Source organism: Runella sp. R0.1_18 (assembly GCF_057652155.1).
The window spans coordinates 15,686-40,583 of sequence record NZ_JBYFCK010000017.1; the positions used below are offsets into that span (position 1 = coordinate 15,686).

Annotated in this window: 29 protein-coding genes; 12 read left to right on the forward strand and 17 right to left on the reverse strand. The window is 42.3% G+C overall.

Annotated elements, in window-relative coordinates; genetic code table 11:
• Positions 1-4: 4 nt before the first annotated feature.
• The 10 genes from AC23P2_RS23580 to AC23P2_RS23625 all read right to left on the reverse strand — a co-directional run bounded on the left by AC23P2_RS23580 (position 5) and on the right by AC23P2_RS23625 (position 8,912).
• Positions 5-628, reverse strand: a complete 624-nt coding sequence (locus AC23P2_RS23580) for a DUF6506 family protein (RefSeq protein WP_487775485.1) — start codon at positions 626-628, stop codon at positions 5-7.
• 71 nt (positions 629-699) lie between these two features.
• Entirely contained in the window at positions 700-1,566 is an 867-nt protein-coding gene (locus AC23P2_RS23585; protein WP_487775486.1) for a Crp/Fnr family transcriptional regulator, read from the reverse strand.
• Between the two features lie 111 nt (positions 1,567-1,677).
• A complete protein-coding gene (locus AC23P2_RS23590) occupies positions 1,678-2,496 on the reverse strand; it encodes an alpha/beta fold hydrolase (RefSeq protein ID WP_487775487.1) in 819 nt (272 codons plus the stop codon).
• 153 nt (positions 2,497-2,649) lie between these two features.
• Entirely contained in the window at positions 2,650-3,105 is a 456-nt protein-coding gene (locus AC23P2_RS23595) for a hypothetical protein (RefSeq protein ID WP_487775488.1), read from the reverse strand.
• 243 nt (positions 3,106-3,348) lie between these two features.
• Positions 3,349-3,492, reverse strand: coding sequence for a hypothetical protein (locus AC23P2_RS23600; RefSeq protein WP_487775489.1), 144 nt, complete (start codon positions 3,490-3,492; stop codon positions 3,349-3,351).
• 162 nt (positions 3,493-3,654) lie between these two features.
• A complete protein-coding gene (locus AC23P2_RS23605) occupies positions 3,655-4,224 on the reverse strand; it encodes a DUF4411 family protein (protein ID WP_487775490.1) in 570 nt (189 codons plus the stop codon).
• A complete protein-coding gene (locus AC23P2_RS23610) occupies positions 4,221-5,324 on the reverse strand; it encodes an ImmA/IrrE family metallo-endopeptidase (protein ID WP_487775491.1) in 1,104 nt (367 codons plus the stop codon). The genes AC23P2_RS23605 and AC23P2_RS23610 overlap by 4 nt, the downstream gene beginning before the upstream one ends.
• Before the next feature lie 467 nt (positions 5,325-5,791).
• On the reverse strand, positions 5,792-6,862 hold the full coding sequence (locus AC23P2_RS23615) for an asparaginase (protein WP_487775492.1): 1,071 nt from the start codon (positions 6,860-6,862) through the stop codon (positions 5,792-5,794).
• A gap of 43 nt (positions 6,863-6,905) precedes the next feature.
• The gene (locus AC23P2_RS23620) at positions 6,906-7,682 is read right to left on the reverse strand and encodes a TatD family hydrolase (protein WP_487775493.1); all 777 of its coding nucleotides are present in this window, start codon (positions 7,680-7,682) and stop codon (positions 6,906-6,908) included.
• A 231-nt stretch (positions 7,683-7,913) separates the two neighbouring features.
• Positions 7,914-8,912: a glycosyltransferase gene (locus AC23P2_RS23625; protein WP_487775494.1), complete on the reverse strand. Its 999-nt coding sequence runs from the start codon at positions 8,910-8,912 to the stop codon at positions 7,914-7,916.
• Between the two features lie 108 nt (positions 8,913-9,020).
• Here AC23P2_RS23625 and AC23P2_RS23630 point away from each other — a divergent pair, with 108 nt between their 5' ends.
• From AC23P2_RS23630 to atpH, 7 genes are all read left to right on the forward strand, one after another.
• The gene (locus AC23P2_RS23630) at positions 9,021-10,007 is read left to right on the forward strand and encodes an ion channel (protein ID WP_487775495.1); all 987 of its coding nucleotides are present in this window, start codon (positions 9,021-9,023) and stop codon (positions 10,005-10,007) included.
• Positions 10,008-10,027: 20 nt separating this feature from the next.
• Complete coding sequence (locus AC23P2_RS23635) at positions 10,028-10,255, forward strand: AtpZ/AtpI family protein (protein ID WP_028527127.1); 228 nt, start codon at positions 10,028-10,030, stop codon at positions 10,253-10,255.
• 6 nt (positions 10,256-10,261) lie between these two features.
• On the forward strand, positions 10,262-10,630 hold the full coding sequence (locus AC23P2_RS23640; protein WP_487775496.1) for a hypothetical protein: 369 nt from the start codon (positions 10,262-10,264) through the stop codon (positions 10,628-10,630).
• Positions 10,631-10,637: 7 nt separating this feature from the next.
• Entirely contained in the window at positions 10,638-11,657 is a 1,020-nt protein-coding gene (gene atpB, locus AC23P2_RS23645; protein WP_487775497.1) for a F0F1 ATP synthase subunit A, read from the forward strand.
• Between the two features lie 42 nt (positions 11,658-11,699).
• Positions 11,700-11,963 (forward strand): ATP synthase F0 subunit C, encoded by a 264-nt coding sequence (atpE, locus tag AC23P2_RS23650; RefSeq protein ID WP_028527130.1) that lies wholly within the window; start codon positions 11,700-11,702, stop codon positions 11,961-11,963.
• Positions 11,964-12,122: 159 nt separating this feature from the next.
• Complete coding sequence (gene atpF, locus AC23P2_RS23655; protein WP_487775498.1) at positions 12,123-12,617, forward strand: F0F1 ATP synthase subunit B; 495 nt, start codon at positions 12,123-12,125, stop codon at positions 12,615-12,617.
• A 12-nt stretch (positions 12,618-12,629) separates the two neighbouring features.
• Entirely contained in the window at positions 12,630-13,166 is a 537-nt protein-coding gene (atpH, locus tag AC23P2_RS23660; RefSeq protein ID WP_487775499.1) for an ATP synthase F1 subunit delta, read from the forward strand.
• Positions 13,167-13,232: 66 nt separating this feature from the next.
• On the opposite strand, the gene AC23P2_RS23665 is transcribed toward atpH, so the two are convergent.
• A complete protein-coding gene (locus tag AC23P2_RS23665; protein WP_487775500.1) occupies positions 13,233-13,472 on the reverse strand; it encodes a 4a-hydroxytetrahydrobiopterin dehydratase in 240 nt (79 codons plus the stop codon).
• A 219-nt stretch (positions 13,473-13,691) separates the two neighbouring features.
• Positions 13,692-14,261: a MarC family protein gene (locus AC23P2_RS23670; RefSeq protein WP_487775501.1), complete on the reverse strand. Its 570-nt coding sequence runs from the start codon at positions 14,259-14,261 to the stop codon at positions 13,692-13,694.
• A 230-nt stretch (positions 14,262-14,491) separates the two neighbouring features.
• Between AC23P2_RS23670 and AC23P2_RS23675 the strand changes: the two genes are divergently transcribed.
• From AC23P2_RS23675 to AC23P2_RS23685, 3 genes are all read left to right on the forward strand, one after another.
• Positions 14,492-14,860, forward strand: coding sequence for a PadR family transcriptional regulator (locus AC23P2_RS23675; protein WP_037302416.1), 369 nt, complete (start codon positions 14,492-14,494; stop codon positions 14,858-14,860).
• Between the two features lie 7 nt (positions 14,861-14,867).
• Complete coding sequence (locus tag AC23P2_RS23680; RefSeq protein WP_487775502.1) at positions 14,868-17,399, forward strand: GIN domain-containing protein; 2,532 nt, start codon at positions 14,868-14,870, stop codon at positions 17,397-17,399.
• 547 nt (positions 17,400-17,946) lie between these two features.
• The gene (locus AC23P2_RS23685; RefSeq protein ID WP_487775503.1) at positions 17,947-18,765 is read left to right on the forward strand and encodes a hypothetical protein; all 819 of its coding nucleotides are present in this window, start codon (positions 17,947-17,949) and stop codon (positions 18,763-18,765) included.
• Between the two features lie 60 nt (positions 18,766-18,825).
• Here AC23P2_RS23685 and AC23P2_RS23690 read toward each other — a convergent pair whose 3' ends face one another.
• On the reverse strand, positions 18,826-19,539 hold the full coding sequence (locus AC23P2_RS23690) for a YebC/PmpR family DNA-binding transcriptional regulator (protein WP_028527139.1): 714 nt from the start codon (positions 19,537-19,539) through the stop codon (positions 18,826-18,828).
• A gap of 54 nt (positions 19,540-19,593) precedes the next feature.
• On the reverse strand, positions 19,594-20,829 hold the full coding sequence (gene lysA / locus AC23P2_RS23695) for a diaminopimelate decarboxylase (RefSeq protein WP_487775572.1): 1,236 nt from the start codon (positions 20,827-20,829) through the stop codon (positions 19,594-19,596).
• A gap of 136 nt (positions 20,830-20,965) precedes the next feature.
• On the opposite strand from lysA, the gene AC23P2_RS23700 reads away from it, so the two are divergent.
• Positions 20,966-22,279 carry an alkaline phosphatase D family protein gene (locus tag AC23P2_RS23700; RefSeq protein WP_487775504.1) on the forward strand — a complete coding sequence of 438 codons (1,314 nt, stop codon included), beginning with the start codon at positions 20,966-20,968 and terminating at the stop codon, positions 22,277-22,279.
• Positions 22,280-22,297: 18 nt separating this feature from the next.
• A complete protein-coding gene (locus tag AC23P2_RS23705; protein ID WP_487775505.1) occupies positions 22,298-23,080 on the forward strand; it encodes an amidohydrolase in 783 nt (260 codons plus the stop codon).
• On the opposite strand, the gene AC23P2_RS23710 is transcribed toward AC23P2_RS23705, so the two are convergent.
• The 3 genes from AC23P2_RS23710 to AC23P2_RS23720 are packed head-to-tail and all read right to left on the reverse strand — an operon-like array spanning position 23,063 to position 24,795.
• Entirely contained in the window at positions 23,063-23,359 is a 297-nt protein-coding gene (locus tag AC23P2_RS23710) for a putative quinol monooxygenase (RefSeq protein ID WP_487775506.1), read from the reverse strand. The genes AC23P2_RS23705 and AC23P2_RS23710 overlap by 18 nt on opposite strands.
• 21 nt (positions 23,360-23,380) lie before the next feature.
• Positions 23,381-24,160: an enoyl-CoA hydratase/isomerase family protein gene (locus AC23P2_RS23715; RefSeq protein WP_487775507.1), complete on the reverse strand. Its 780-nt coding sequence runs from the start codon at positions 24,158-24,160 to the stop codon at positions 23,381-23,383.
• 47 nt (positions 24,161-24,207) lie between these two features.
• Entirely contained in the window at positions 24,208-24,795 is a 588-nt protein-coding gene (locus AC23P2_RS23720; protein ID WP_487775508.1) for a hypothetical protein, read from the reverse strand.
• Positions 24,796-24,898: the final 103 nt, after the last annotated feature.

Below are 24,898 nucleotides of genomic sequence, written 5' to 3' on the forward strand. Positions count from 1 at the left end.
TTGATTAAGAATTATACAAATTGGTGTCTTCCAAAGTAAAACTTCCCACACCTACTGGCACACGACCGTCCACGGCTTCAATTACTTTGGCTGCACCAGCGGTAGTGAAGCCGCCGTATAGTTCAATCAGTCCAAAACCTTCATTGACCAATTCTACCGCAATTGATGCTGCCGTAGCTTCATCTGGTACAGGAATAAAAGTAGTATGTTGTGGATGATAGGACTTTTCGAAGCGGTCTTGCACGGGATTGCTGCCACGCTCTAAAATAATAAAAGCCTCGGGAAGTGGATTGCCTTCCTGAAAGGATTGGCTGTAAGCGGCTGCCAAAACCAGCGATTCGTAGCCAAAAGTTACGGAACTCACTTTTGTCCGATGGCCAACGGCTTCTTGCACTTTTGCTCTCCAAACTGGTGAGATGTAGCCACAAAGCTCTATCAGCTCTGCACCTTCGTCTGCTAGTGCTATGGCTGTTGAAATAATTTCGGGCAAACCGCCTATGGCGACAATGGTCAACCGCCCAGACTCGCTATCACGCACAAACTTAGTTTCGTTGGGCTTAGCACCATAACCTTCGTAAACAATGGCTTTGTTGATACGACTTTGATTTTCTAATTTTTCGCTTTGCATAATTGTATTTATTTAATGATGCAAAGTTCAGATTTATTGAAACTCATTTTTTTGATGTACATCAAAATCGTTTAGCTTTTTCTTATTCGGCTCAAGGTTTCTTGCGTCACACCAACATAGGATGCAATGTGCCCAAGGTTTATCCTATTGATTAAATTGGGATGCTCTTTGATGAGCGACTGATAGCGTTCTGCGGCACTCTCTGTGAGTAATGATGTAATTCGGTCTTCAAGAACAACGCATAGTTCTTCTGCGATTTTTCTGCCAATAAGGTTGAGTTCGGGATGCAGTTTGTACAATTTTTCTAAATCATTAAACGCGATTGCATACACTTCCGAATCTTCTAAAAACTGAATATTTTCAGGCGAAGGTTTGCTTGCATACATTGGCATTATCGCACCAAATATTTGATTTTCTTGCCCAAACCAAACATTTACTTCTTTGTCATTTCGATAGATGTAAGCTCTGAACACGCCTTTATGAACCACAAAATAGCTGGTCAATAATTGCCCTTGTTTCAAGAAGTGATCATTCTTTTTTTTGACAATTCTATTGATTTTTTGCTCGATGTCCTTTTCTGCTTCAGGACTCATTGGTCCGTACTTTTTTAATTGTTGGATTAGAGGGTTTTGTCTGTCCATAACGGTTGGTAAATGCTTGCAGGTAACGAACAGGGCTTTGCGTAGATTGGTAAATAGCATTCCGTCTGCCCAACTTGCAAAAAACCTTCGGTAGCTATATTTTGCCAAAAGGGTTGATTTTGAGTCCAATTTACCCTTAAAATTTAGCATGACAAAAAAGAAGTGTGATGGACTTAAAAATAACACGCTAGTCGGATAAGCAGCTATAAAAGAAAAAAGCGGGCCAAAACCCGCTCTCAGTATAGTTGCTCGCTCGACGATAACTCCATAACAAAAGAAAAAGGGTTTGGTGAGCACTCACCGCTAGGCTAGCCGCCCGCCCAAGTTTCGTTCAATCCCGAAGGCTTTCGGGATTTCATCGCTTGGCTTTCAGCCACCACGAAACCTTAGTTATTAGCGGCTGGCTGGCTATTCATTCAAAAAGTCCAAAATATATTTGTGAAATAATTCAGGGTTTTCATAATTTATCAGATGTCCTGATTGCGGTATAATTTGTATAACTGAATTTTCAATTTTATCGCTCAATATTTTTGCGTCTGCTAAAGTTGCAAATGGGTCACACTCTCCATTTAGTATTAATGTTGGTGACTTAATTTTAAAAATATGGTCAACAACATTATATTTTCTTTGTGCCAAGTATTGATTTTTCCACGCAAATAATGGCTGTTGATACGGGTCGTTTTCATCATATTCAAGAAACACTGCATTTTTCGGATTACTTAAAAAGGAAGTCGAAAAAAGCCACGGACATATAAGGTTAAACATTTGCTTAGAACTAATCCCACTTTCGTAAACATCTAAAACTGAATCAACAAATAGTCGTATTCGAGCATTCATTACGGCATTTGATGCAGCGATTATTAGCTTGCCAACTCTTTCTGGATAGTTTAAAGATAATGTTAAAGCAATATTTCCACCCATTGAAAATCCTAAGATGTTAGCCTTTTCAATTTTTAGTTCATTCAATAACGCAATTATGTCGTCTGCAAAAAGTTCAATGCTATAATCCTCTTTGGGGGTGTCTGTTTGTCCAATTCCTCTTGTGTCTAAAGTAATAACTTGAAATTTGGCAGATAAAAAATCCAAACTCGATTGCCAAAAAAAATGATCGCCACCAAGTCCGCTAATTAAAACCAAAGGCATTCCTTCTCCGTGGGTTTCAAAGTAAATATTTATTCCGTTACAATTTATTATCGGCATATTTTCTATATATTTAAATGATTTCACCTTTAACAGTTGTCGTCAGCTTGGCGCAGTGGCGGATTTTTAGCACAAAAGTTCAATAGAATTACTACCGTTGAACCTTGCACAAATGTTTCATAGAAGCACTTCAGCCGCCATATTGCCAAACCGATGTTGTCCGTTCGTTTTTTTTTCATTTCAATATACTCGTCCATTAAGTGTATGTGTACAACATTCACAATAATGTTTCAAGCCTGTTACTTCTAATTTAGGATTTGATAATTGTAAAACCCCGTCATTGTCAACGTAAAGTCCTGAATAATATGTTGCTTCTCCAAGTCTTACGAAGTCTTCCTTGTCATTCTCATCTAATGCAACTAACCAAAATATGGGCTCTGTTTTGTCTAACCTTGATTTTGCTTCGCTAAATATTTCATTCCAATTTGAACCAACTTTTGATAGTAAAAATCTAAAAAGAGGTGTATAATCCAAACCCCTTTCTTTTTTGCCATACATTGTTCCTTTGGTTTGTTCCAAAGTCTCCTTTTTCTTGTACCTTGAATATTTAAAGTCGCCACCGAAATTGTGATGAACGTTTCGAGCTTTTGTATTTACCTTTCTGTAAAGGGGGTCTTTCTGATTATTTCTGTTCATCTCTAACTATTGAATTTCTGTTCATATTCAGCAATGTGTTCTGGAAATTCCTTTTCGTAAATTTCACTGTCCAACCCAAGAATAGTTATTGTATAATTATCGGAGTCCATTCCTTCAATACTATTTCCTATTCCAACAAGTTCGAGATTTTCAGTATTATAAACTTTGAGACTTGCAATTTGTCCTGTCGAAATTAATTTGTCTTTAGGGTAATCTGTTTGAATTTAAATTGTTGGTACAATATTATTTAATAAAGTCATACCCAATATTTTTTTCAGCAAAGTCTATTTGTCCAAATACAACACCCATTGGTGGGTCGCTAAATTCTAATTTTGTCGTCCCAAACAATTTGTCGTTAAGCAATATTTTATAAATCTTTTCTGTCATTGCAGTGTCTTTTAAAATGACGCACAACGGTTTCGGGCTTTGCGTTCGGGCGGGTTTCGGAGTACAAAACTGTCAACCAGCACTAAACTTGAATAGAAGCACAAAGCTCCAAGTTTGCACGTCACCCCGCCTGACGCAAAACCCGTGTTGTGCGTAGGTTTTCTATTGGAAGTCAATGTCGATACCGTCATATTTTGCAATTAATTCGGGCAAAGTCATAGTTTCAATTTCTAATTCTTTGCAAATTGCAGGTATCTTTTTGAAAAGTTTGTTGTCGTTACTACTTTCAGTTTCTTCTGTTACTATAATTACCTGCTCACCTTGATTTTTTAAATTCATGGACAAGATTACTTGTTTCATATCAGCACTTTCAATGAATGAGCTTTTTTGATTTTCAAACTCTACTTCTGTAATCTTTCTTCTAATTGGTGCGTTCACGAATACAGTATTCAACTGGTGAAAGAACTGTCTTGTATTTGGAACAAGCAAGCTGTCAGTTTTATAAGGAACTTTTGAAGCCTTCAAAAAAGCTTTGTCGGTTAGATACGGTAGTTTGGAAAGAACAAGCCCTTTTGAATTGTATGTACATTCTTCGAGAACCTTATCAATTATTATAATGTCCCCGTTCTCGATTTTTGATTTAATGAATTGAAATAGAACAGCTTTTTTGTCAAATGGCAAGTAGTAACGAACCAACGACAAGAGTGAGTTTGTGTCGATTACTACTTTCATTGCAAATACTTTTCTAGTTTATCAGGTGAAATATTCAGAGTCTTACAAACATCATATTCGTTTATTACCCCTTCATAGAAAGCTGTCTGAATGGTTGAAATGAGCAATGGCGAATTAATTGGCTTTGGTGTTGAGCCACCTTTTTGAATACCTTGCAATTTGTCAAGCTCTCTTTGTTTCTTTTCTTCTTCTTGACGCAATCTGTATTGTTCGTCAAAGTCTGCTTTTATTGTGTTGTAGTTGTTTTGAGAAATTTTTCTCTGAAATAGCAGTTTTGTAAAAAGTGCAATCTGACTTAAATGTGTATGCTTTGAAATGCTTTCAATCAGTTCAAAGTGATAGTCGTTTGTTCCGTCAGCTTTGTCAATTTGTTCAAATGCTTTATTGTATTCTCCTGCTAAGAAATAGTATGCAAAGTCATTGCACCATCTTTCTATGGCTGAAAGTTTGTTATTTGCGAAGTTTGAAATGTCAAGTTCTTCAATTTCTTCTTCGTTTAGCAAGTAGTGTCCTAACTCGTGTATAAGAGTGAAAATCTCTCTTCTGAAAGATGACTGTTGTCGCTTAAGAACAATTACATTTGGTGCAAGAAAAAAGCCGTCAATATTTGCTTTCTCTTTTTTATTCCAAGTTTCTACAAACTCGAAAACCAAAATATTTTTTTCGGCAAATTTTGAAATCAATGCTCGTAGGAACTCTTTTGGAATAGGGTTAAAATCAGGGTATAACTCTTTACGGATTTTAGTTGCAACAACTTTGGGGTCGTCTTGCACTGAAAAAACTGGCAAAGACCTGTCAATATTTATCTCAGCTAATTTTGAAATCGCTGAAAGGGATATTTTAAATTCTTCAAATTGGTTTACAATTTTCTTTGCACCAATATTAAGTTCTGTCCCAAACTTATTTTTTCTAAAGAAAATGCTAGCATCTTTTGAAACTTCGGGAGATTTAGGGTCTAAATAATAGTGAAGTCCTTTATTAAAAACCTTGTCTATCCGTTTTAAGTGACTAACGTTTATCTCGTTAGATAAAATATCCTCTTTGGTTAATGGTTTCTTAAGTCCTTCACTTACAGACAATAGCAAGTCTTCTGCTGTCATTTTGTACAATGTCAGCAGGTATTTAAGTTTTGATATGTTCTGTTCTACTTTCAAGAAGTCTTTGTTTGTTAGTTCGGCAAATTTACAATTTTAAACGGTTCTTTTGTCGATTTGGGTGTCTTTCTAAACTTACGCATAACTCCCAAATATACGAAAGTTTTGCAGTATTTTTTTGTATTTATTTTAACTATACCAAGATTTTATTGTACTTTATATGTCGTACTTTTTGTATTGTATATAGCTACCATTTCTCCAAAAATCCCTAAAGTTCGTCTGCGTCATGGTCAAAACAATGCTCTTTGCAGTGCTCAACCCAGCACTTATTAAAAGCATGAGAGACTAAAAGTAGATGCGTATGGCGCTTTGTAAACATATACCAAAGATTAGTTGCTTCAAAAACTAACTGCCTAATTTTTTTTTAAAAAAGTACCAAGCAAAAAAAGGGAGGCCGTGCCCCCCAATCTCCACTACCAAACCGTCATTTCGCCCACAATAGGCTGGGCGAGGAGGGTTTTGATGCGTTCAGGGTCGGTTTCTTGGCCAAACACCCACATCATCTTGGTAATGGCGGCTTCGGTGGTGATGTCGGCACCGCTAATTACGCCAATCTTGTCAAACCACGTACTGGTTTGGTAGCGCCCTTGCATTACGCGCCCGCCGTCGCACTGCGATACGTTCATAATCACCACACCTCGGTCGGTGGCGTCTTTGAGTTCCTGCAAAAACCACGGGAGGGTAGGGGCATTGCCCGCACCGAAGGTTTCCAACACCACTCCTTTCAGGTCTTTAATCTCCAAAATGGAGCGTACTACATTGGGGGTAATGCCTGGGAACAGCTTGAGAATCGCCACGTTTTCGTCGAGCGTAGGGCGTAGTTCAAAAACACTGCCGTCGGTGGGTGTGGCAATGTAGGGGAAGTTGTATTCGATCGTTACGCCCACCTCGGCCAAGGGCACGTAGTTGTCGGAACGAAAGGCGTTGAACTGCGAGGTTTCTTTCTTTTTGGCGCGGTTGCCACGGAGGAGCACATTCTGAAAATATATGCAGACTTCGGGGACAATCGGTTTGCCGTCTTGCTGCGCCGCTGCAATTTCCAAAGCCGTAATGATGTTTTCGCGGGCGTCGGTGCGGGCCACTCCGATGGGCAACTGCGCACCCGTCAAAATCACGGGTTTTTGGAGGTTTTGGAGCATAAAACTCAGCGCCGAAGCGGTGTAGGCCATGGTGTCGGTGCCGTGTAAAATCACAAAACTGTCGTAAAAATCGTAGTTGCGCCGAATCAATTGACCAAGCTCCACCCACACGTCGGGGCGCATGTTGGAGGAGTCCATGATTTGCTCCAAGCTGGTAAAAGTTATCTCAAAATCGAGGCGTTTGATTTCGGGGAGTCGGTCCAAAATCTGTTCAAAATCGAAGGGGACAAGTTGCCCTTTTTCATAGACCATTCCGAGGGTTCCCCCCGTATAAATAACCAATACTGACGCCCGAGGGCGATTGGGCAACACTGGATTGATGGTGACGGTTTTATAAGAAAACATGATAGCGAATGATGAGTTGATGAATTTAGGGGGTGAGGTGCATTTAGCGCAATAGAAGCGCATTTTCGGTGGTTTGTTGGGCGATATTCTCTACGCTTACCTGCATCAAATCCGCGACGCGCTGCGCAATGAGCGGGATGTAGGCGACTTCGTTGCGCTTGCCTCGGTAAGGTACGGGCGCAAGGTACGGGCAGTCGGTTTCCAAGACGATGTGCTCAAGGCCGATGTAAGGGAGTACTTTGTCGAGGCCGCCGTTTTTGAAGGTCGCAACACCTCCAACTCCTAGCTTAAAGCCGAGTTCGATGGCTTTTTGGGCTTCTTCCAACGTGCCCGTAAAACAGTGAAAAATACCTTTTAGCTGCGGATTGGCCACTTTTTCAATCAATTCCACCACTTCCCAAAACGCGCTGCGGCTGTGAATGTCAATCCAGAGGTTGTGTTTGAGGGCGAGGTCGCACTGTACCAAAAAGGCCTCTTTTTGTTGTTCGACAAAGGTTTTATCCCAATACAAATCCATGCCTATTTCGCCAATAGCGACGAATTTTTGGGCGGATGGGCTTTCCTGCGCTTTGTTAAGCCATTCTTCAACGATGTATAATTCTTGCTGAAAATCTTCTTTGACGTAGGTGGGGTGCAGGCCCATCATGGGCAAACACACGTTGGGGTATTGGTCGGCCAAGGCCATCATGCCGTCGATGGTCGTGTGGTCGCAGTTGGGCATCCATATTTGCTGAATACCTGCCTGAAACGCCCGTTCGAGCATGGCTTCGCGGTCGTCGTTAAATGTTTCGTCGTAAATATGTGCGTGGGTTTCTATCATTTTATAAGTAGTAATTTTTTTAGTGTCGAGTTTTAGTGTCGAATGCAGAGTGCAGAATGTCGAATGGTTCGTGTTGAGGGTTGCTTACAACCCGATTTTTTAGTGTCGAGTTTTTGTAATCCATGTCGGCTTGTGAGCAACCCTCCCCTCAAAAATTCGACACTTTGCACTCGACACTCGACATTTAAAATTGACATTTTGCACTCGACATTCGACATTTAAAATTGGCATTTAAAAATAGTTTCTTCCTTTCCACTGTGTGTTTTTGGTTGTATAAAAGTTAATCAGCATGGTAAAGTTCATTCCGAGGTGATAAAACCAGAAAAACGGCGCCCCCAGCATCAGCGTGTTGAGCTGCAACCAACTGAGGCCACCCACAAGCCAAGCGGTGGTAAAAACGTAGCTAGCAAAGGTCAAAAAGAGGGCAGTTTTTGGAAAAAAGAGGGCCAAAACGAGCAAAATTGGAATCAGTAAGCCGTTGAGATAGACTCCGATACGCTGTCCCCAAGGCAGCGACATGGCTCCGTACATCCAGCGTTTGCGTTGTATTAATAATTCTTGAAAGGTCGGAACAGGCTTTGAAATCGTCAACACGCGGCGGTCGAAAAGTTGCTCAAACCGAAAGCCTTTTTCTAAAATAGCCCTGAAAAGTGCGTAATCTTCGGTGATCGAAAATAGGATGCCTTCGTAGCCACCCACGGCGTCGTAGGCTTGGCGGGTGGTGGCCATGTTGTTGCCCATGGCCGTGACAGGGATGCCAAATAAGCCAAAAAGCCGCATGAGCGACAGGTAAAAAAGCCACTCCATGCCCTGAAAGACCCCTAGCCCCCAATGCGGAAATGGAGGTATTTTCATGGTGGTAATGCCTGTTACTACCCCAACGTTGGGTTTAAAATGCCGTAGCATTTCTTGTATCCAATCTGCTGGTACTTCAATGTCGGCATCGGTAAAAAACAGGTAGTCGCCCGTGGCTTGGTGAGCGAGCTGGGCCAAAACGTTGGTTTTTCCTTTTAAGTCTGGAAGGGTACTGGTGATGCTAACTAATTTAAAATAAGGCTTGTTATGAGTAAAGTCGCGAATAATGTCCGCCGTTTCATCGGTCGAGGCATCATCGCCCACGAGCACTTGCAGGTGCGATTTGGGGTACGTCAGTGCTTCAACCGACTGCAAGCACTCGAGGATATTGTTTGCTTCGTTGCGTGCCGCAATGAGAATGGAGACTTTCTTCACAAGTTCGTTTTTTCGGCAAAGGTAAACGACTGTCGTGGAACAAAAGTGAAGGTTTTCGGATTTATGTATTCAATCCTCTCTAAACCATCCTTAATTTACGAACCAACAATGAAGGCAAATAGACTTATCAATTCAATTAAAAAAAGTGCGCTTTTGGAGCGCGAAGAACAGCGGGTAGAACTTGGTTTTGGAACGCAGCTCACTGGTTTACAGGGAAGGTTGATTAACCCTGATGGTAGTTTTAATGCCAAACGGGTCAATGTATCTTTTTGGGCGTGGGCCGATATTTTTCACCGCCTGACGTTGCTATCTTGGCCACGTTTTTTTGTGGTTGTTTTTCTCATCTACTTTGTGGTCAACTGCCTATTCTCCCTACTTTACTTGGTAATTGGGGTCGAAAATTTGCAAGGTATTCACGGGACGGGTGTGGCGGATAAATTTTGGGGGGCATTCTTTTTTAGCGCCCAAACGCTCACGACAGTAGGATACGGGCACGTATCGCCTGCGGGATTGATGACAAGCGCTTTGTCTTCGGTGGAGTCGTTGGTGGGGGTGTTGGGTTTTGCCATTGCGACGGGCTTGGTTTATAGCCGTTTTTCTCGTCCTGTTCCTAAGATATTGTTTAGCCAAAATGCTATTTTTGCACCCTATCTCGACATTAACGCGTGGATGTTTCGGATGATCAATGAGAGTCCCAATGAGTTGGTGGACGTGAACGTGTCGGTGTCATTATCGCGTTTAGAAACCCTACCGTCGGGACAGCGAACACGCAAGTATTATCCGTTGAAACTGGAGCGAAACCAAGTGAATTTTTTCCCCATGCACTGGACACTCGTTCATCCTTTAACGGAAGAAAGTCCTTTGTACGGCGTTACGGAAGAAGGGTTGAGAGAGTCGGATACGGAGATACTGGTGTATATTCGCGCCACGGAGGAAACATTTTTGCAGCCCGTTCATGCACGCTACTCGTACCGATACGAAGAAATTACGTGGGGAGCTAAATTTAGACCCATGTTTGACGGTGCCAAAGTGGACGGAATCGTCAGGGTGGATGTTCAAAAGATTCATGAATTTGACAAGGTTTCTCTCAACTAACGCTTTTAACAAACAAACGTATGAGCACCCCTACCGACCCTAAGCAGGAGAAACGTTTTACCTCAAACTATGCCAAATATTCGGGCATTGCTTTTCAAATGTTGGGAACAATAGGCTTGGGGGTGTATGCTGGATTGAAGCTTGACGAATGGTTGGCCTACAAGTTTCCACTTTTCACACTGGTGCTTTCGTTGGGGTCAGTAGGTGCTTCTTTATACCTTATGATTGTGCAAGTAAAAAGCGAATAAGAAATTATGCTTCGGACAATATTATTTTCTGCAATTATTGGAATTGTATTTTTTACAGCCGAATACTTTGGCTTTGGCGCCATTTTGCCAAAAGAAAAATGGTTTATTTTAGCCTTCTTTTTTACGTTATCTATCCTTCAGCACAGGATATTATCCTTTGGTTTTCAGGAAGATAACGACAAATTTGTACAGTTTTACTTGGCATCGGCAGTGATAAAGCTGATTTTGTGTATGGTATTTGTTGCTGTATTCGTCTATATGCAAGTAAATGAGGTAGTTTCGTTCATCATTACCTTTTTTGCATTATATTTATTTTATACTTGCTTTGAAGTTGTCGGAATGTATCGTAACTTGCGCCGCGATTTGAAACCGTAGAGCAATAATGAAACATATTTCAATCCGTCTATTTGTACTTTTCTTATTTTTAGCGGCCATTGTATCGCCGCAAGTAATGGCCGAAGAACCTCACAAACACGGTGAGAAAGAGAAATTTAACGCAGGTGAAATGATCATGCACCACGTTGCAGATGGCCACGAGTGGCATTTTGCAACCATCGGTCACACGCACATTTCGATTCCGCTTCCAGTCATTATTTATGACGAAAACAAAGGATTCAAAGTTTTCTCTTCAAGCCACTTCTACCACAGCGAAGACGGAACTTACGAAGGATATAAACTAGAGCACGAACACATCACGGCATTGGACGGCTCGCACGTGAAAGATTTCTCAATCACGAAGAACGTAGCATCGTTGATTCTCAGCTTCGTTTTGTTGTTGACCATTTTCTTGACAGTTGCAAAGTCGTACAAGGAGCGTACAGGAAAATCGCCAAAAGGTTTGCAGTCGGTTCTTGAGCCAATCATTATTTTTATTCGTGATGAAGTGGCCAAAAGCAACATCGGCGAAAAACATTACCGTCGTTTTACTCCGTATTTGTTGACATTGTTCTTCTTCATTTGGATCAACAACTTGCTTGGTTTGTTGCCAGGTGGAGCCAACTTGACGGGGAACATTGCCGTGACAATGACCCTTGCAGTGATTACATTCATCGTTGTTAATTTCAACGGTAAAAGCACTTACTGGACGCACATCTTTGCCATGCCAGGCGTTCCCAAATGGATGTTGATTATCCTTACTCCCGTAGAAATTGTTGGTTTGTTTATGAAGCCATTCTCATTGATGGTTCGTCTTTTTGCCAACATCACGGCGGGTCACATTATCTTATTGAGCTTTTTGAGCATGATTTTCATTTTTGAAAGCCTTGCAGTAAGCCCAGCGGTTGCCATCTTCTCTACTTTTATCAACCTTATTGAGTTGTTGGTAGCGGCATTGCAAGCGTATATTTTCACGGTACTTACAGCTTCGTACATCGGGGCAGCCGTAGAAGAGCATCACCACTAATTCTTGTAAACTTTATTTTTTCATATATAATCAATTACAATCATGTTGCTTAACATTTTGCTTCAAGAAGCCGCTCAGAGCAGCGCATCACTTGGTTACATGGGTGCCGCTATCGGTGCTGGTCTTGCTGCTATCGGTGCAGGTTTGGGTATCGGTCGTATCGGTAGCTCAGCTATGGAAGGTATCGCTCGTCAGCCAGAAGCTTCTGGAAAGATTCAAGGTGCTATGTTGATCGTTGCGGCCTTCGTTGAAGCCGTTGCCCTCTTCGGTGCCGTTATCGCCTTGTTGGTAGTTTTGTTGAAGTAATTCATCGTCCTACCAAAAAGTGGTTATTGACCGTTGAGTACATTAGGTGCCAGCACCCGTTCGTAACTGCTTAAAAATACACCATTCTCCAGTTGCAAGCACTAGGCAAGCTTCTGGAGAATGATTAGTAAATAGAAACTCATAAGCTATTTCAATATCATGGAATTAGTAACCCCCCAACTCGGCCTCATATTTTGGCAATTAGTATTCTTCGGAATTTTGTTGTTCTTGTTGGCTAAACTTGCTTGGAAGCCTATTTTGTCAAGCTTGAGCGAGCGCGAACACCAAATCCAAAGTGCTTTGGACTTGGCTGAAAAGACGCGCGCCGATATGGCAAAATTGCAAGCTGACAACCAACAATTGTTGACAGAAGCCCGCGCCGAACGCGATAGCATCTTGAAAGCAGCAAAAGAATCTGCGGATCGTATCATTGCAGAATCTAAAGACAAAGCAACATTAGAAGGTAAGCGTATCATCGAAGATGCCCGCGAAACCATCAGCAACGAACGCGCTGCCCTTGTTGCCCAAATGAAAAAAGAAGTTGTAACCATTTCGCTTGAAATAGCTGAAAAGGTACTTCGCAAAGAATTGAGCGATAAGTCGGCACAAGAGCAACTTGTGGCTGATTTGGCAAAAGAAGCTAGACTTAACTAAGCGCCGAAACAAATGTCTGAATCTACCGTAGCTTTACGATACGCTAAGTCGTTGATTGATTTAGCAGAAGAAAAAAATGTAGTGGAAACTGTTTATAAAGACATGGTTCTTTTTAAAACCGTTTCCGACGATAATCGTGGGTTGATGTTGGCTTTGAAAAGCCCCGTCGTTCGCCATGATAAAAAACTCGCTATACTTAGAGGAGTGTTTCAAGATAAAGTAGATCCTGTTTCTTTTGGTATCTTCAATATCATCACTCACAAAAACCGTGAAGGTATCATGCACAGCATTGCCGAAGCATTCATTAAATTGTACGATGAGCGCAAGGGCATTGTGAAAGCCTACATCACTTCTTCTACTGCATTGACGGATGCGTTGCGCAAGCAATTCATTACGATTGTGGCAGAAGCTACTGGTAAAACAGTAGAGCTGGAGGAGAAAGTGGATGATAAGTTAATCGGAGGGTATATCCTTCGTGTAGGCGATCGCCAGGTAGATGCCTCTATTCGCAAACAACTGAATGACTTGAAATTAAAGTTACTCAATTAAGGTATTTTTTTATCTGCTTAGAGTGACAGAAGCCCTCTCTGCTTTGCGGAGAGGGCTTTTTTTGTGCTACATTTCGTCAAAAATAGCTTCAATGGCTTCGGCCAGTGCTTCGTCTTTTTCGGTGACTGTATTGCCCGCGTCGTGGGTAGTAAGCTCAATCGTTACCTTGTTCCAGACATTGGCCCACCAGGGGTGGTGATTCATGGCTTCAGCTACTTCGGCTACCTTGGTCATAAATGCAAAGGCTTCTTTGAAGTCTTCAAATTCGTATTCACGAACGAGCTTGTTGTTTTGTTCTATCCACATATAGTTTATTTTGTTAAGAAGCTATATCATTCATAGGGTTGTGAGCAACCCTTTTTTGAGGTTTTGAGAAACCTCAAGCACGTATAAAGAAACCTCAAGCACCTTCCTGCGTGCCTCTGGTTTCTCAAAACCAGAGGACATTATACAATTAAGGTGGTTGTGAGCAACCCTTTTTTGAGGTTTTGAGAAACCTCAAGCACGTATAAAGAAACCTCAAACTTACAACGTACTTCTGAATAATTTGATGGAAATGGCTATGAGAATTAACCCAAATATCTTGCGTAATACGTCAGTGCCCGCTACACCCAATTGACGCTCAATCCATGCCGATGAACGCAGTACTAGGTAAATAAAAACAAGGTTAATGAGGATACCAACAATGATATTTATCTCTTGGTAAGCGGCTTTGAGCGAGAGAATGGTTGTCATGGTCCCTGCACCCGCAATCATGGGAAAAGCAATAGGAACGATAGAAGTGGCATTGGTATGAACGGCGTCGTGTTTGAAGATGTTTCGCCCAAGAATCATTTCCAGACCAATCAAGAACAAAATCAGGGCACCTGCAACGGCAAAGGAGGCGACATCGACGCCAAAAAGCTTCAAAATTTCTTTCCCAACGTACAGAAAAGCAATCATCAAACCGCCCGAAACCAAGGTAGCTCGGCGGGCATTGATGCTGCCAGCCTTTTTTCGGAGGTCGATGATAATGGGAATTGCCCCCAAAATGTCAATGACAGAGAACAGAATCAGCGTGACTGAAATGACCTCTTTGATGTTGAAGGAATACATGAAAATGGTTTTTGTGATGATGAGAAACAAAGATAGTACATTATTTTACCGTTTATCCTTGAATTTTACCGTTTCAGCGAGTTTTGAAAATATTTTAGCCAAGTACCTTGCATCACAAAGTACCTTATATTAGCTTTGTACCATGGATTACCAATTAACAGCCAATTGAAAACAAAAACGCTCATACAGCCATGACGTTTAATCAAAAAAATCCAAAACATGACAGTAGCATGAATATTGAGAACGCTCAAGTGCAAATGCGAAAAGGGATTCTAGAGTTTTGCATTATGCACATCATTTCTCGCGGCGAGGTGTATGCCTCAGATATGCTTGATGAACTCACCTCCGCCAAAATTATGGTCGTTGAGGGAACGCTTTACCCGTTATTGACTCGCCTCAAAAATTCGGGTTTGCTCGACTACAAATGGGTAGAGTCGCAGTCGGGGCCGCCACGTAAATACTACGTACTAACCGAAACGGGGAAAAAGTTTTTGGACGAAATGCAGCAAACGTGGAACGAGCTTTCGGACTCGGTAAATACCATTGTACTAAAAACGCAGCATTTGGAGAACGAAAACAAAGAGTCATCTACTAACTAGATTTGCCATGAAAAAGACTATCAGCATCAACATCGCCGGTCTGATTTTTTATATTGAAGAGGACGGATACGATAAATTAAAAAACTACCTAAACTCCATTCAGAAATATTTTTCGTCGTACGAAGACAGCAAAGAAATCATTTCTGACATTGAAGGCCGCATCGCCGAAAAGTTTTTAACCAAACAAAAATCAGCCGAACAACAGGTGATTGCCCTCGATGATGTCGAGCAGCTTATCAAAAGCATGGGTACTGTTGCCGATTTTGAGGCCATCGAAGAGGAAGAAGACCTGGCAGATCCAAAAGAAACCTTGGATGCTTCGAGCGAGCCAAAACGTGAGAGAACAACGACCGAAATACCATCTGCTCCGTTTGTTCCCAAAAAACTCGTAAGAGATACCAAACGTAAATTAATCGGAGGGGTTTGTGCAGGTATTGCTCATTATTTCAATACCGACCCACTTTTGGTTCGTTTGGTGTTCTTGTTCTTTTTCCTTGGGCTTCCTGCTGGAGGGGGCATGATTGGGGACGGCGCAGAAGAGATATTTGGCCCAATCAGTGGATTTATATTTATTGTTTATATCGCGTGTTGGGTGGCTTTTCCAGGGTCAACAACGCTGGAGGAAGACGTAAATTTGAAGAAATTTTACCGCGACCCCGATAAAAAAGTAGTAGGAGGGGTAGCCTCTGGGGTCGCTGCTTATTTTGGAGTGGACTTGGGTGTGGTTCGGTTTGCGTGGGTGTTGAGTATCTTATTGTTTGGCTCGGGGTTGTTGTTGTACATCGTTTTATGGCTCATTACCCCGAGGGCCAATACTTTGACCGAAAAAATGGAAATGACGGGTCAGCCCATTACGCTCGAAAACATTGAAACAAACGTCAAAAAAGCCCTTCAGCCTGAACAACAAAAAGAAGAAAGCATTTTGACAAAACTATTGCTTTTGCCTTTCCGTGCTATTGCGGCCATTTTTAGTGGATTGACGCCTTTGATGCGATTTTTGGTAGTAGTAATGCGCATTTTTGCAGGTTTAATTTTAGTGATGGTAGGTGCAAGTGCGCTGATTGGGCTTATCACTGCGTTGTTTGCTGTGATGGGCTTAGGAACGTGGGATTTTGGGTCGATTGATAGCGATTTTATGCCGCTCAACTTCTTTTTTGGTGAAGTTACACCCGTTGCCTACGTGTTCTTGTTTTTTGCAGTTGGCGCACCTTTTGCAATTATTGCGTGGTTAGGGGTATCGTTGTTGACCAAAGAAAACAAATTTACGGCTTCTATTTGGCAAACATTGCTTGGGCTGTTTTTGGTTGGAATTATCGGAAGCACTGTTTATGGCGTACGATATGGCTCAAACTTCCGTCGGAATGGTAGCGTTGAAAAGGTACAAACCTATAAACTCCCTGCAAACCCTATTTTGTTGGAGTTGAATGACAACGGCGACAGCGATAATTACAATAATACACACCTTGATTTGGATGGCTATGATGGAACAGAGGCAAAACTAGAGCTTGAATTTCGCTCACAAGGACGTTCGCGTCAAGATGCCGAGTTTAATGCTTCCAATATCCTTTACAACGTAAAACAAAGTGACTCTTCGATTGTGTTTGATGAAGATTTTATGTTGTCAGACAAAGCGCCGCGCTTTAGAGGCCAAAATCTGAGAATGCAGTTGTACTTGCCTTACAACAAGGCGTTTAAGATGACCCGCGATTTTTATGATCACTTTTGGGGAGTGCGTCAGCGTAGCCAATACGAATACGATTTGGAAGTAAATAGCGAAATATTCAAAACGTTAAATTGGGCCATTAAATCAGACTCAGGCTTGGTTTGTCTCGACCGCCCTATTTTAAAGGAAGAACACGATGGAAGCTACGGTGATAATGATAGCCACATCGATGAAATCAGTGGTGGAATCGAATCAGGATTAAACGATGCGTTTGATAAGTCGTTTGAGGCCAGGGGGGAAATGGTAAAACAATTTGACCTTAGTAGTTTTGACAAAGTTAGAGTAGGTGGGGCGTTTGTGGTTAAGATAGAACAAGGGAATGAGTTTAAAGTAACCGCCGATGGCCGTGAGGAAGATTTGGATGAGGTGGAAGCCAAGGTGAGTGATGGGGTTTTGAAAATCGAAAATCGTAAAAAGGCCAAACTGTTTGGAAATAATAAGCGGGTGGGTATCACCATCACCATGCCTAAACTTGAATCAGTCGATTTGTCTGGGGCAACGTTGACCAAAATAACAGGATTTACCAACAGTAATGATTTGAAAGTTGAGATTTCGGGAGCATCAAAAACCTTGATTAATGTCAATGTAAAAGAATTGAAACTAGATGTTTCTGGGGCATCCAAGGTAGAACTCCACGGGAGGGCCAATACCCTTGAGGCTGATTTGTCGGGTGCTTGTATGCTTGATGCCGAACAAATGCAGATTCAAAATGCCAACGTGGAAGCGTCGGGCGTTAGTAAAGCAAACTTAGGGTCGATTCCGAATCTTCAGTCGTCGGCGTCGGGAGCAAGTCGCATTCAACGCCAAGGAGAATAAAATATCATTTGAGTTGTATGAGAGGGATGGCCGTTGGTCATCCCTCTTTTCGTTTTTTTACCATTTTTTTTGGGCAATTCCAGCCCCAAACGGCCAAGGGCGTGCTTCGTGGATAGGAATGATGTTATAGACTTCAAGCTCGTTGGTGTCCATGAAAATGATGCCCGAAGTTTAGGTGGTAGGTAAGAATCAATTCGTTTCGTTGGTGAAACGGAAAAATACCTAACGACTCAATGAGCTGTGCGTCAAGTCCTACTCAAGAGGGCTGGCACATTGTGGACAAAAGCGAAATGTAGGCACAACCTAAAGCAATGAAAAAAACAAAAGAGACCAAAAGAAAGATAAAATTCTAAAATAAAAGTTAAGATTACTACTTTAGGCATTTTTTTTGTGGAGAGAGGCAAGTTCCATTAAAAAACATCCTTCTTGATTGGTTTTTGAGGGTATTCTACCTAAAATGTTCCAATACGTAATAAAGGTAAGACTTGGCATTTTTTTTGATGGAGATTTAAGATAGTTTTGACTTGGTCATAACCAACCTATAGATATGTTAGATAAATCAAGATATTACTGGGCGGTTCTAGTGATTTTACTAGGAGGTGTCGCTTTGATTGACGCCTGCCGTCCAAGAGGAGGAGACGACGTAGAACCCATTGACTCTACCGCCTTGTCTTCGTGTATTTTACTCAACGAAAAAGTGAATGGAGTTTTACTGCGTACGTACGAATTTGACTCTACCCGACGCCTAGAGCGAATGGTTGAGTATGCGGGGATTGAACCAAACAATAGAGTTATCAAAAGATATACTTTTGAATACACTTCTAAAACCCGACTCATTCGTATTCGGGAGACAAATCTGGCCGTCAAAGACAATAGTTTTATTTATGAGTTAGACTACGATCGCGACTCAAAATTGAAAACAATTCGGCCGTTTAGGGTCTATAATTCGGGGCCTAAGTTGGAAGATTCGTTGAAAATTACTTACGGAATAAACAATCGGATTTCGGAGGTAAAATCAAGAACGGGGCTTACTTCAAAATGGGAGTACGATACAGCAGCTAATGTCAAAAAATGGTTTATTCGTAAGCCATTGAGCCAAACGGATAGTTTGGTGGCCGAGTATGGTTCGTACGACGACAAAGTAAATATTTATGCGTTTGCGGAAGGAATGCAGGTTGTTAATCTGCTAACTGGGCGTCCCCACAGTCGAAGAAATCCGCTGACGTACGTGACAGGTGGGCAGAGTGTGGAAGTTTCGTATCAGTACAATACTAAACGGGTTCCGACGCAGGTAGTAATGAAGTTTAAATCAAGCGACAATACACTTCGAGAAACGGTGTATTTGTATGAATTGAATTGCAAATAGAAGTTATTGGAATGAGGAAGGGCGAATTACATTTTGTGATTCGCCCTTCGTTATTAGAATTTATTTCAATGTCGAATAGACGTTTTGAACGTCATCATCTTCTTCAAGTTTCATGAGGAGCTTTTCAACATCAGCGGCTTGCTCTTCTGTCAATTCTTTCAATTCGTTAGGAATACGAGTAAACTCAGCACCCTTCAATTCGTAACCTTGTTCTTCTAGGTATTTTTGAATACCTCCAAAGGCATTAAATTCACCATAAATATTGATTTCATTGGTTTCTTCATCCAAGAATACTTCTTCAGCACCAAAATCAATCAATTCAAATTCAAACTCTTCTAGGTTAATGCCCGTATTGGCAATTTTGAATACACACTTGCGGTCAAACAAGAAATCAAGCATTCCAGATACCCCAAGCGATCCGCCAGTTTTGTTGAAATAACTACGTACGTTGGCTACAGTTCGGTTGTTATTGTCGGTAGTAGCTTCAATCAAAATCGCAATTCCGTGTGGGCCTTTTCCTTCCAAAACTACCTCTTTATAGTCTTCTTGGTCTTTAGAAGTAGCCCGTTTGATTGCTCTTTCTACGTTATCTTTAGGCATATTTGCCGCCTTGGCGTTTTGGATAATCGCCCGCAAACGTGAGTTGTTTTGAGGGTCAGATCCACCTGCTTTTACAGCCATTACAATGTCTTTTCCGATGCGGGTAAATGTCTTAGCCATCATCCCCCAGCGCTTTAGCTTACTAGCTTTACGGTATTCAAACGCGCGTCCCATTGGGTATTTTTATTTTATTGATTAGAATTTAGATTAGCATTATTAGGCAATCTTTTAAAACGCAAGCAATACTTGGTTTTTTAGAATGTCGTCCATCGTTTCGCGTTCACGAATAATATGAGCTTGCCCGTTATAGACGAGCACTTCCGCAGGGCGAAAACGACTATTGTACTGGCTACTCATGGTAAATCCATACGCACCTGCATTGAGCAATGCCAGAATATCCCCTTCGCGGACTTCGTTTAGTTCTCGGTCTTTGGCAAAGGTATCTGTTTCACAAATATATCCTACGACGTCGTACGTGCCTTTGGTTTCAGTTTCAGGGTTTGACACATTGACAATGTGGTGGTAAGCATCGTACATCATTGGACGGATAAGGTGATTTAACCCCGAATTTACCCCTACGAAAGTACGCCCAGGTGCTTGTTTTACCATGTTGGCATGTACCAAAAGCACCCCAGCTTCACTTACCAAAAATTTCCCAGGCTCAAACCAAAGTTGAAGCTCTCTACCCAGCGTTTCGCTCAGTTTCAAGAAGGCTTCGCTTAGTTTTGCGCCCAATTCGGGCATATTGGTCGTGTAATCGCCTTCTTTGTAGGCTACTTTAAAACCCCCGCCTAAATCTATGATTTGAAGATGTGGGAAAGAATGAGCAAAGTCAAAAATCACATCGGCCGCTTTCACAAAAGCTTCGGCTTCTTTGATGTCCGAACCTGTGTGTTGGTGAAGTCCAACGACGTTGATGTTATATTTTTCGACGATGGCTAAAATTTCATCGCGTTGACGAATATCAATTCCAAACTTAGAACCTTCGTGGGCGGTCATTATTTTGGCATTTCCTCCTGCGGCGACGTTGGGTTTGATGCGAATCATGCACGGTACACGATTGCCATAGCGTTGGCCAAACTTTTCGAGCACATTCAAGTTGTCGAGGTTAATGATTGCGCCCGTTTCGACGGCCGCCTCGATTTCGTCAAACGAAACACCACTGGGTGTAAACGTGACTTGGGCGCCTTCAAAACCTGCATGAAGGGCTAATTGAAGCTCTTGGGGAGAAACGACGTCGATTTCAACCCCGTTTTGGCGCATAAGTTTCAGAATCGAAACGTTGGTGAGCGCTTTACACGCAAACTTAATTTTAAGCTTGACGTTCGGGAACGCGCTTTTAAGTTCGTCGATTTTTTCAACGATTTTGTTGGCGTCATACACGTATAGCGGTGTGCCAAATTGCTGTGCAATGTCAAGAACAGCTACGTTTTGAATCTGGTATTGGTGGTTGATAATCTGCATGGGCTGAAATTTCGAGCCGCAAAGATAGTGGATGCCAGTTGCTTTGTCAAAAAACAAATCTTTCATAAAATGTTAAACACAGCAAGCGGCGACCAACAGGTGTTTGTATTAACTTGCACCAAAAATACGCCTAATCATGATAAAAAAATCTTCATCACTCCTAATCTGTCTTTTTATAGCGCTCCACTCCTTTGCGCAAGTTCAATCGGGTCCCATGGTGGGTTATTCCGAAATGCGTGAAGTTTTGCTTTGGGTTCAGACTAAACAAGCGGCCAAAGTAAAATTTATGTACTGGGAACAAGGCAATCCTAGCCAAAAGATGAGCACGGACGAATTATTAACCCAAAAAGACAAAGCGTTTGTGGCAAAATTAATCGCCGACCAAGTTCAGCCCAGTAAAAAGTATGATTACGAACTATGGGTGGACGGTAAGAAGATAAGTTTTAGCTATCCGCTTACTTTTCAAAGCCAAACGTTGTGGCAATGGCGCACCGACCCACCTGCCTTTAAATTTGCCTTTGGAAGTTGTGCCTATGTCAATGATGCCCCCTACGACCGTCCTTCTGCTTACGGTGGCGATTATGATATCTATACTGCTATATACCAACAAAAACCTGACTTTATGGTATGGGGCGGTGACAATACCTACCTACGCGAACCGGATTGGAATACTCGCACGGGTGTGTTGTACCGCAATACCCACACGCGTTCGTTGGCGCAGTTGCAGCCTTTGTTAGCTTCTACCCACAACTACGCGGTTTGGGATGACCACGATTTTGGGCCAAATGACTCAGACCGCAGCTTTGCGCTTAAAAACATGACTTCTGAGGCGTTTCGTTTATTTTGGGGAAATCCCAATTACGTTTTTGAAGGTGCTTGTACGAGTACTTTTGAGTGGGGAGATGCCCAGTTTTTTATGTTGGACGACCGTTGGTTTCGCGCTCCCAATAACCGAAAAGATGACCGAACGTATTTCGGTGAAGCCCAACTCCGCTGGCTGATTGATGCACTGGTAGGAAGTAAGGCGACGTTCAAGTTTATCGTAACAGGTGGGCAAATTCTCAATACGGCTGCTTTGTTTGAAAATTATGCTACTTATGGCGAAGAGCGGGCATTGTTGCTTCAAAAAATAGCCGAGGCTAATATTCCAGGCGTATTGTTTTTGACAGGCGACCGCCACCATACAGTGTTGCACCGTTTGAATCGTTTTGGTACATATCCATTGTATGATTTTACAGTATCACCGCTGACGTCGGGAGCGGGAAAACCAGCCGATGCTGAAAAAACAACCGAAACGTACGTGGCAGGAACGAATGTAGAGAACAAACGTAATTTTGGTATGTTTGAAATCACAGGGCCAGAAAAAGAGCGTGTACTAAAAATAACAATTTATGATGCCAAAGGAAGCCAACAGTGGCAGCGCGAAATCAAAGCGAGTGAATTGAAATAAGGTTTAAATTTTAATGAGATGGATTTAAGAGTAGCGCTGATTCAAACCGATTTATATTGGGAAAATGCAACGGCCAACTTGGCTTCATTGGAAGAAAAAATAGCCACCATCACAGAACCAGTAGATATCATCGTATTACCCGAAATGTTTACAACGGGTTTTACGATGAATCCTGCTTCGGTTGCCGAGCCCATGAACCTGACTACCACCAAATGGATGCAGCAAATGGCAGCACAAACGGGCGCAGTAGTGACGGGAAGTTTTGTCGCCAAAGAAGGTACGAACTATTTTAACCGCCTACTGTGGGTGGAGCCAAGCGGTACGTACGATTATTATGACAAACGGCATTTGTTCCGAATGGCGCGGGAACATGAGTCGTATGAGGCTGGTAGTAAGCGCATTGTCAAAGAATGGAAGGGTTGGAAAATTTGTCCACTGATTTGTTACGATTTACGTTTTCCTGTGTGGTCGCGCAATGTAGCACTTCAATACGACTTGTTGTTGTATGTCGCAAACTGGCCTGCCGTCCGTAGCCACGTTTGGAATACCCTACTTCAAGCCAGGGCCATTGAGAACCTCAGTTATGTAGTTGGGGTCAACCGCATTGGGAATGACGGCAATGGCATTCCACACACAGGCGACTCCGCCGTAGTTGATTTTAAAGGGGAGGTATTAGAGCGGACATCTGGAGAAGAACGCATCATTATTTACACATTACAAAAAGAATCATTAACTGCTTTTCGAACGCGTTTTCCTGCGCATTTGGATGCAGATGAGTTTATGCTAAATCAATTCCTGTAATCGTTCGACGGAATAGGCTACGGGCTTGTCCGCAAAAAGGATTTTGGTTTTGGCCCAAGTTGTTTTGAATAATTCAGAATCTCGGTACGCATTTAGGGCTGCTTCATCGTCCCAATAGCTGTATGTCAGGTAAATATTGGAGTGATGTAAGTCGCGTAAAAGCTCTAGTCGATGGCAGCCTTGACGGGCTCTGATTTTTTCTTTTGATTGCTCAAAAACGTCTAAAAAATCAGCCACTTTTTCAGGCTGAAACGTCATTCGTACAATTCGGATAAGCATAATGATTCTATGTTGAGGAAGTTATTTTCCACGATAGGCAGCCTTGCGTTTTTGCAAAAAAGCCATAATTCCTTCCGCTGCGTCGTGCGTATGGCCAAGTTGGTCTTGGTGTTGTGCCTCAAGCTCAAGCATTTGGTCGAGGGTAGAATACATCGCTTGGTTCATCACTTGCTTCATCGCTCCAATGGCTTTTGTGGGAGCGTTTTGGTAATAGGAAACAATATCTGCAAGTTCTACATCTAGTTCGCTGGCAGGCACGGCTTTGTGAATCAACCCAATCTGAGCGGCTTCTATGGCGGATACTTTTCGACCAGTACTGGCTATTTCAAAAGCCTTTTGCATTCCGACCAATCGAGGTAAAAAGAAGGTTGAGCCAGCATCAGGCATGAGGCCGATATTGACAAAAATTTGACTTAAATATGCTTCTTCGGTAGCTATGACAAGGTCGCAGGCCAAAGCAAGCGAACAGCCAGCACCCGCCGCAACGCCATTGAGCCGACAAATAACGGGTTTGGGCAATGACCGTATGGCTAAAATGAGCGGATTGTAATTTTGTCGTAACGAATCACCAAGGCTATTGGCGCCTCCCATTCCTTCTTTGAGGTCGGCACCCGAACAAAATGCTTTATCGCCAGCGCCTGTTATAACCACTACACGTACCGTTTCGTCGGCGGCTGTAGTTTCAATGGCACGTGTCATTTCTTTTAGCAAGCCTGCACTCAAAGCATTGTAAACTTGAGGACGATTGAGCGTGATACGGGCAACGCCATCGTTTACTTCGTAGGTTAAATACTCAAACATGGTTTTTAGGTTTAGGATGAAGCAGAAAATACGTAAATGTAATAATCTCAGACAAACCACCAAACAGTTGCTAAACTCACCGCTAAACCCAGCAGAACGCCCGCGCTAATTTGAGCGGGGGTGTGGGCATTGAGATGAAGGCGTGCACTCATTAAAAATCCTCCCAGCACGACTAATCCCAAAAGGGGATAGAGGAGGATGTGTTCTCCAAATTTTACAACGATACCAAAAGTGGCACCCAACAACCCGCCAAAGCCAGTGCCATGCGCGCTAATTTTCCAGTTTAAACTTATCATGGCGACCAAAGCGATGGACACCGTAACACTGGCAAGAACGATGCTGATTTGGGGGGCTAACTCTGACAATTGGGCGAGCTGATACCGAAAAAAATACGTGGCAAAGCCGTAAAGCAACACTGTAATAAAATAGGGAAGGCGTCGGTCGGCAAGATTATCTAAGTGGAGGCTTTGAATATAACCTGCTCGGTATAAATAGTAAATTCCTAAGGCAGGAATCACAAAAGTAGTCATACCCACAAAGCCCAAAAGGGTAAGGCGAATGGGAGGGGTAAACATATCGACGCCAACAACGGCTGGTGTGGTAAAAAACAACATGCCCAACAACAACGTGGGCATCAGAAGGGGATGAAGTATAACCGAAAGAAACTTTGCAAGTGGCGTATTCAAAGCGAATGTATCTGTTTATTGCCGACCTTTATTTTGATTATCACAAAGGTAA

Bases quoted from the DNA above. Each gene is read 5' to 3' on its own strand.
- AC23P2_RS23580 (WP_487775485.1), bottom strand. From the start codon at position 628: ATGCAAAGCGAAAAATTAGAAAATCAAAGTCGTATCAACAAAGCCATT.
- AC23P2_RS23595 (WP_487775488.1), bottom strand. From the start codon at position 3,105: ATGAACAGAAATAATCAGAAAGACCCCCTTTACAGAAAGGTAAATACA.
- AC23P2_RS23600 (WP_487775489.1), bottom strand. From the start codon at position 3,492: ATGACAGAAAAGATTTATAAAATATTGCTTAACGACAAATTGTTTGGG.
- AC23P2_RS23605 (WP_487775490.1), bottom strand. From the start codon at position 4,224: ATGAAAGTAGTAATCGACACAAACTCACTCTTGTCGTTGGTTCGTTAC.
- AC23P2_RS23610 (WP_487775491.1), bottom strand. From the start codon at position 5,324: ATGACAGCAGAAGACTTGCTATTGTCTGTAAGTGAAGGACTTAAGAAA.
- AC23P2_RS23615 (WP_487775492.1), bottom strand. From the start codon at position 6,862: ATGTTTTCTTATAAAACCGTCACCATCAATCCAGTGTTGCCCAATCGC.
- AC23P2_RS23620 (WP_487775493.1), bottom strand. From the start codon at position 7,682: ATGATAGAAACCCACGCACATATTTACGACGAAACATTTAACGACGAC.
- AC23P2_RS23630 (WP_487775495.1), top strand. From the start codon at position 9,021: ATGAAGGCAAATAGACTTATCAATTCAATTAAAAAAAGTGCGCTTTTG.
- AC23P2_RS23635 (WP_028527127.1), top strand. From the start codon at position 10,028: ATGAGCACCCCTACCGACCCTAAGCAGGAGAAACGTTTTACCTCAAAC.
- AC23P2_RS23640 (WP_487775496.1), top strand. From the start codon at position 10,262: ATGCTTCGGACAATATTATTTTCTGCAATTATTGGAATTGTATTTTTT.
- atpB (WP_487775497.1), top strand. From the start codon at position 10,638: ATGAAACATATTTCAATCCGTCTATTTGTACTTTTCTTATTTTTAGCG.
- atpE (WP_028527130.1), top strand. From the start codon at position 11,700: ATGTTGCTTAACATTTTGCTTCAAGAAGCCGCTCAGAGCAGCGCATCA.
- atpF (WP_487775498.1), top strand. From the start codon at position 12,123: ATGGAATTAGTAACCCCCCAACTCGGCCTCATATTTTGGCAATTAGTA.
- atpH (WP_487775499.1), top strand. From the start codon at position 12,630: ATGTCTGAATCTACCGTAGCTTTACGATACGCTAAGTCGTTGATTGAT.
- AC23P2_RS23665 (WP_487775500.1), bottom strand. From the start codon at position 13,472: ATGTGGATAGAACAAAACAACAAGCTCGTTCGTGAATACGAATTTGAA.
- AC23P2_RS23670 (WP_487775501.1), bottom strand. From the start codon at position 14,261: ATGTATTCCTTCAACATCAAAGAGGTCATTTCAGTCACGCTGATTCTG.
- AC23P2_RS23675 (WP_037302416.1), top strand. From the start codon at position 14,492: ATGAATATTGAGAACGCTCAAGTGCAAATGCGAAAAGGGATTCTAGAG.
- AC23P2_RS23680 (WP_487775502.1), top strand. From the start codon at position 14,868: ATGAAAAAGACTATCAGCATCAACATCGCCGGTCTGATTTTTTATATT.
- AC23P2_RS23685 (WP_487775503.1), top strand. From the start codon at position 17,947: ATGTTAGATAAATCAAGATATTACTGGGCGGTTCTAGTGATTTTACTA.
- AC23P2_RS23690 (WP_028527139.1), bottom strand. From the start codon at position 19,539: ATGGGACGCGCGTTTGAATACCGTAAAGCTAGTAAGCTAAAGCGCTGG.
- lysA (WP_487775572.1), bottom strand. From the start codon at position 20,829: ATGCAGATTATCAACCACCAATACCAGATTCAAAACGTAGCTGTTCTT.
- AC23P2_RS23700 (WP_487775504.1), top strand. From the start codon at position 20,966: ATGATAAAAAAATCTTCATCACTCCTAATCTGTCTTTTTATAGCGCTC.
- AC23P2_RS23705 (WP_487775505.1), top strand. From the start codon at position 22,298: ATGGATTTAAGAGTAGCGCTGATTCAAACCGATTTATATTGGGAAAAT.
- AC23P2_RS23710 (WP_487775506.1), bottom strand. From the start codon at position 23,359: ATGCTTATCCGAATTGTACGAATGACGTTTCAGCCTGAAAAAGTGGCT.
- AC23P2_RS23715 (WP_487775507.1), bottom strand. From the start codon at position 24,160: ATGTTTGAGTATTTAACCTACGAAGTAAACGATGGCGTTGCCCGTATC.
- AC23P2_RS23720 (WP_487775508.1), bottom strand. From the start codon at position 24,795: ATGCCCACGTTGTTGTTGGGCATGTTGTTTTTTACCACACCAGCCGTT.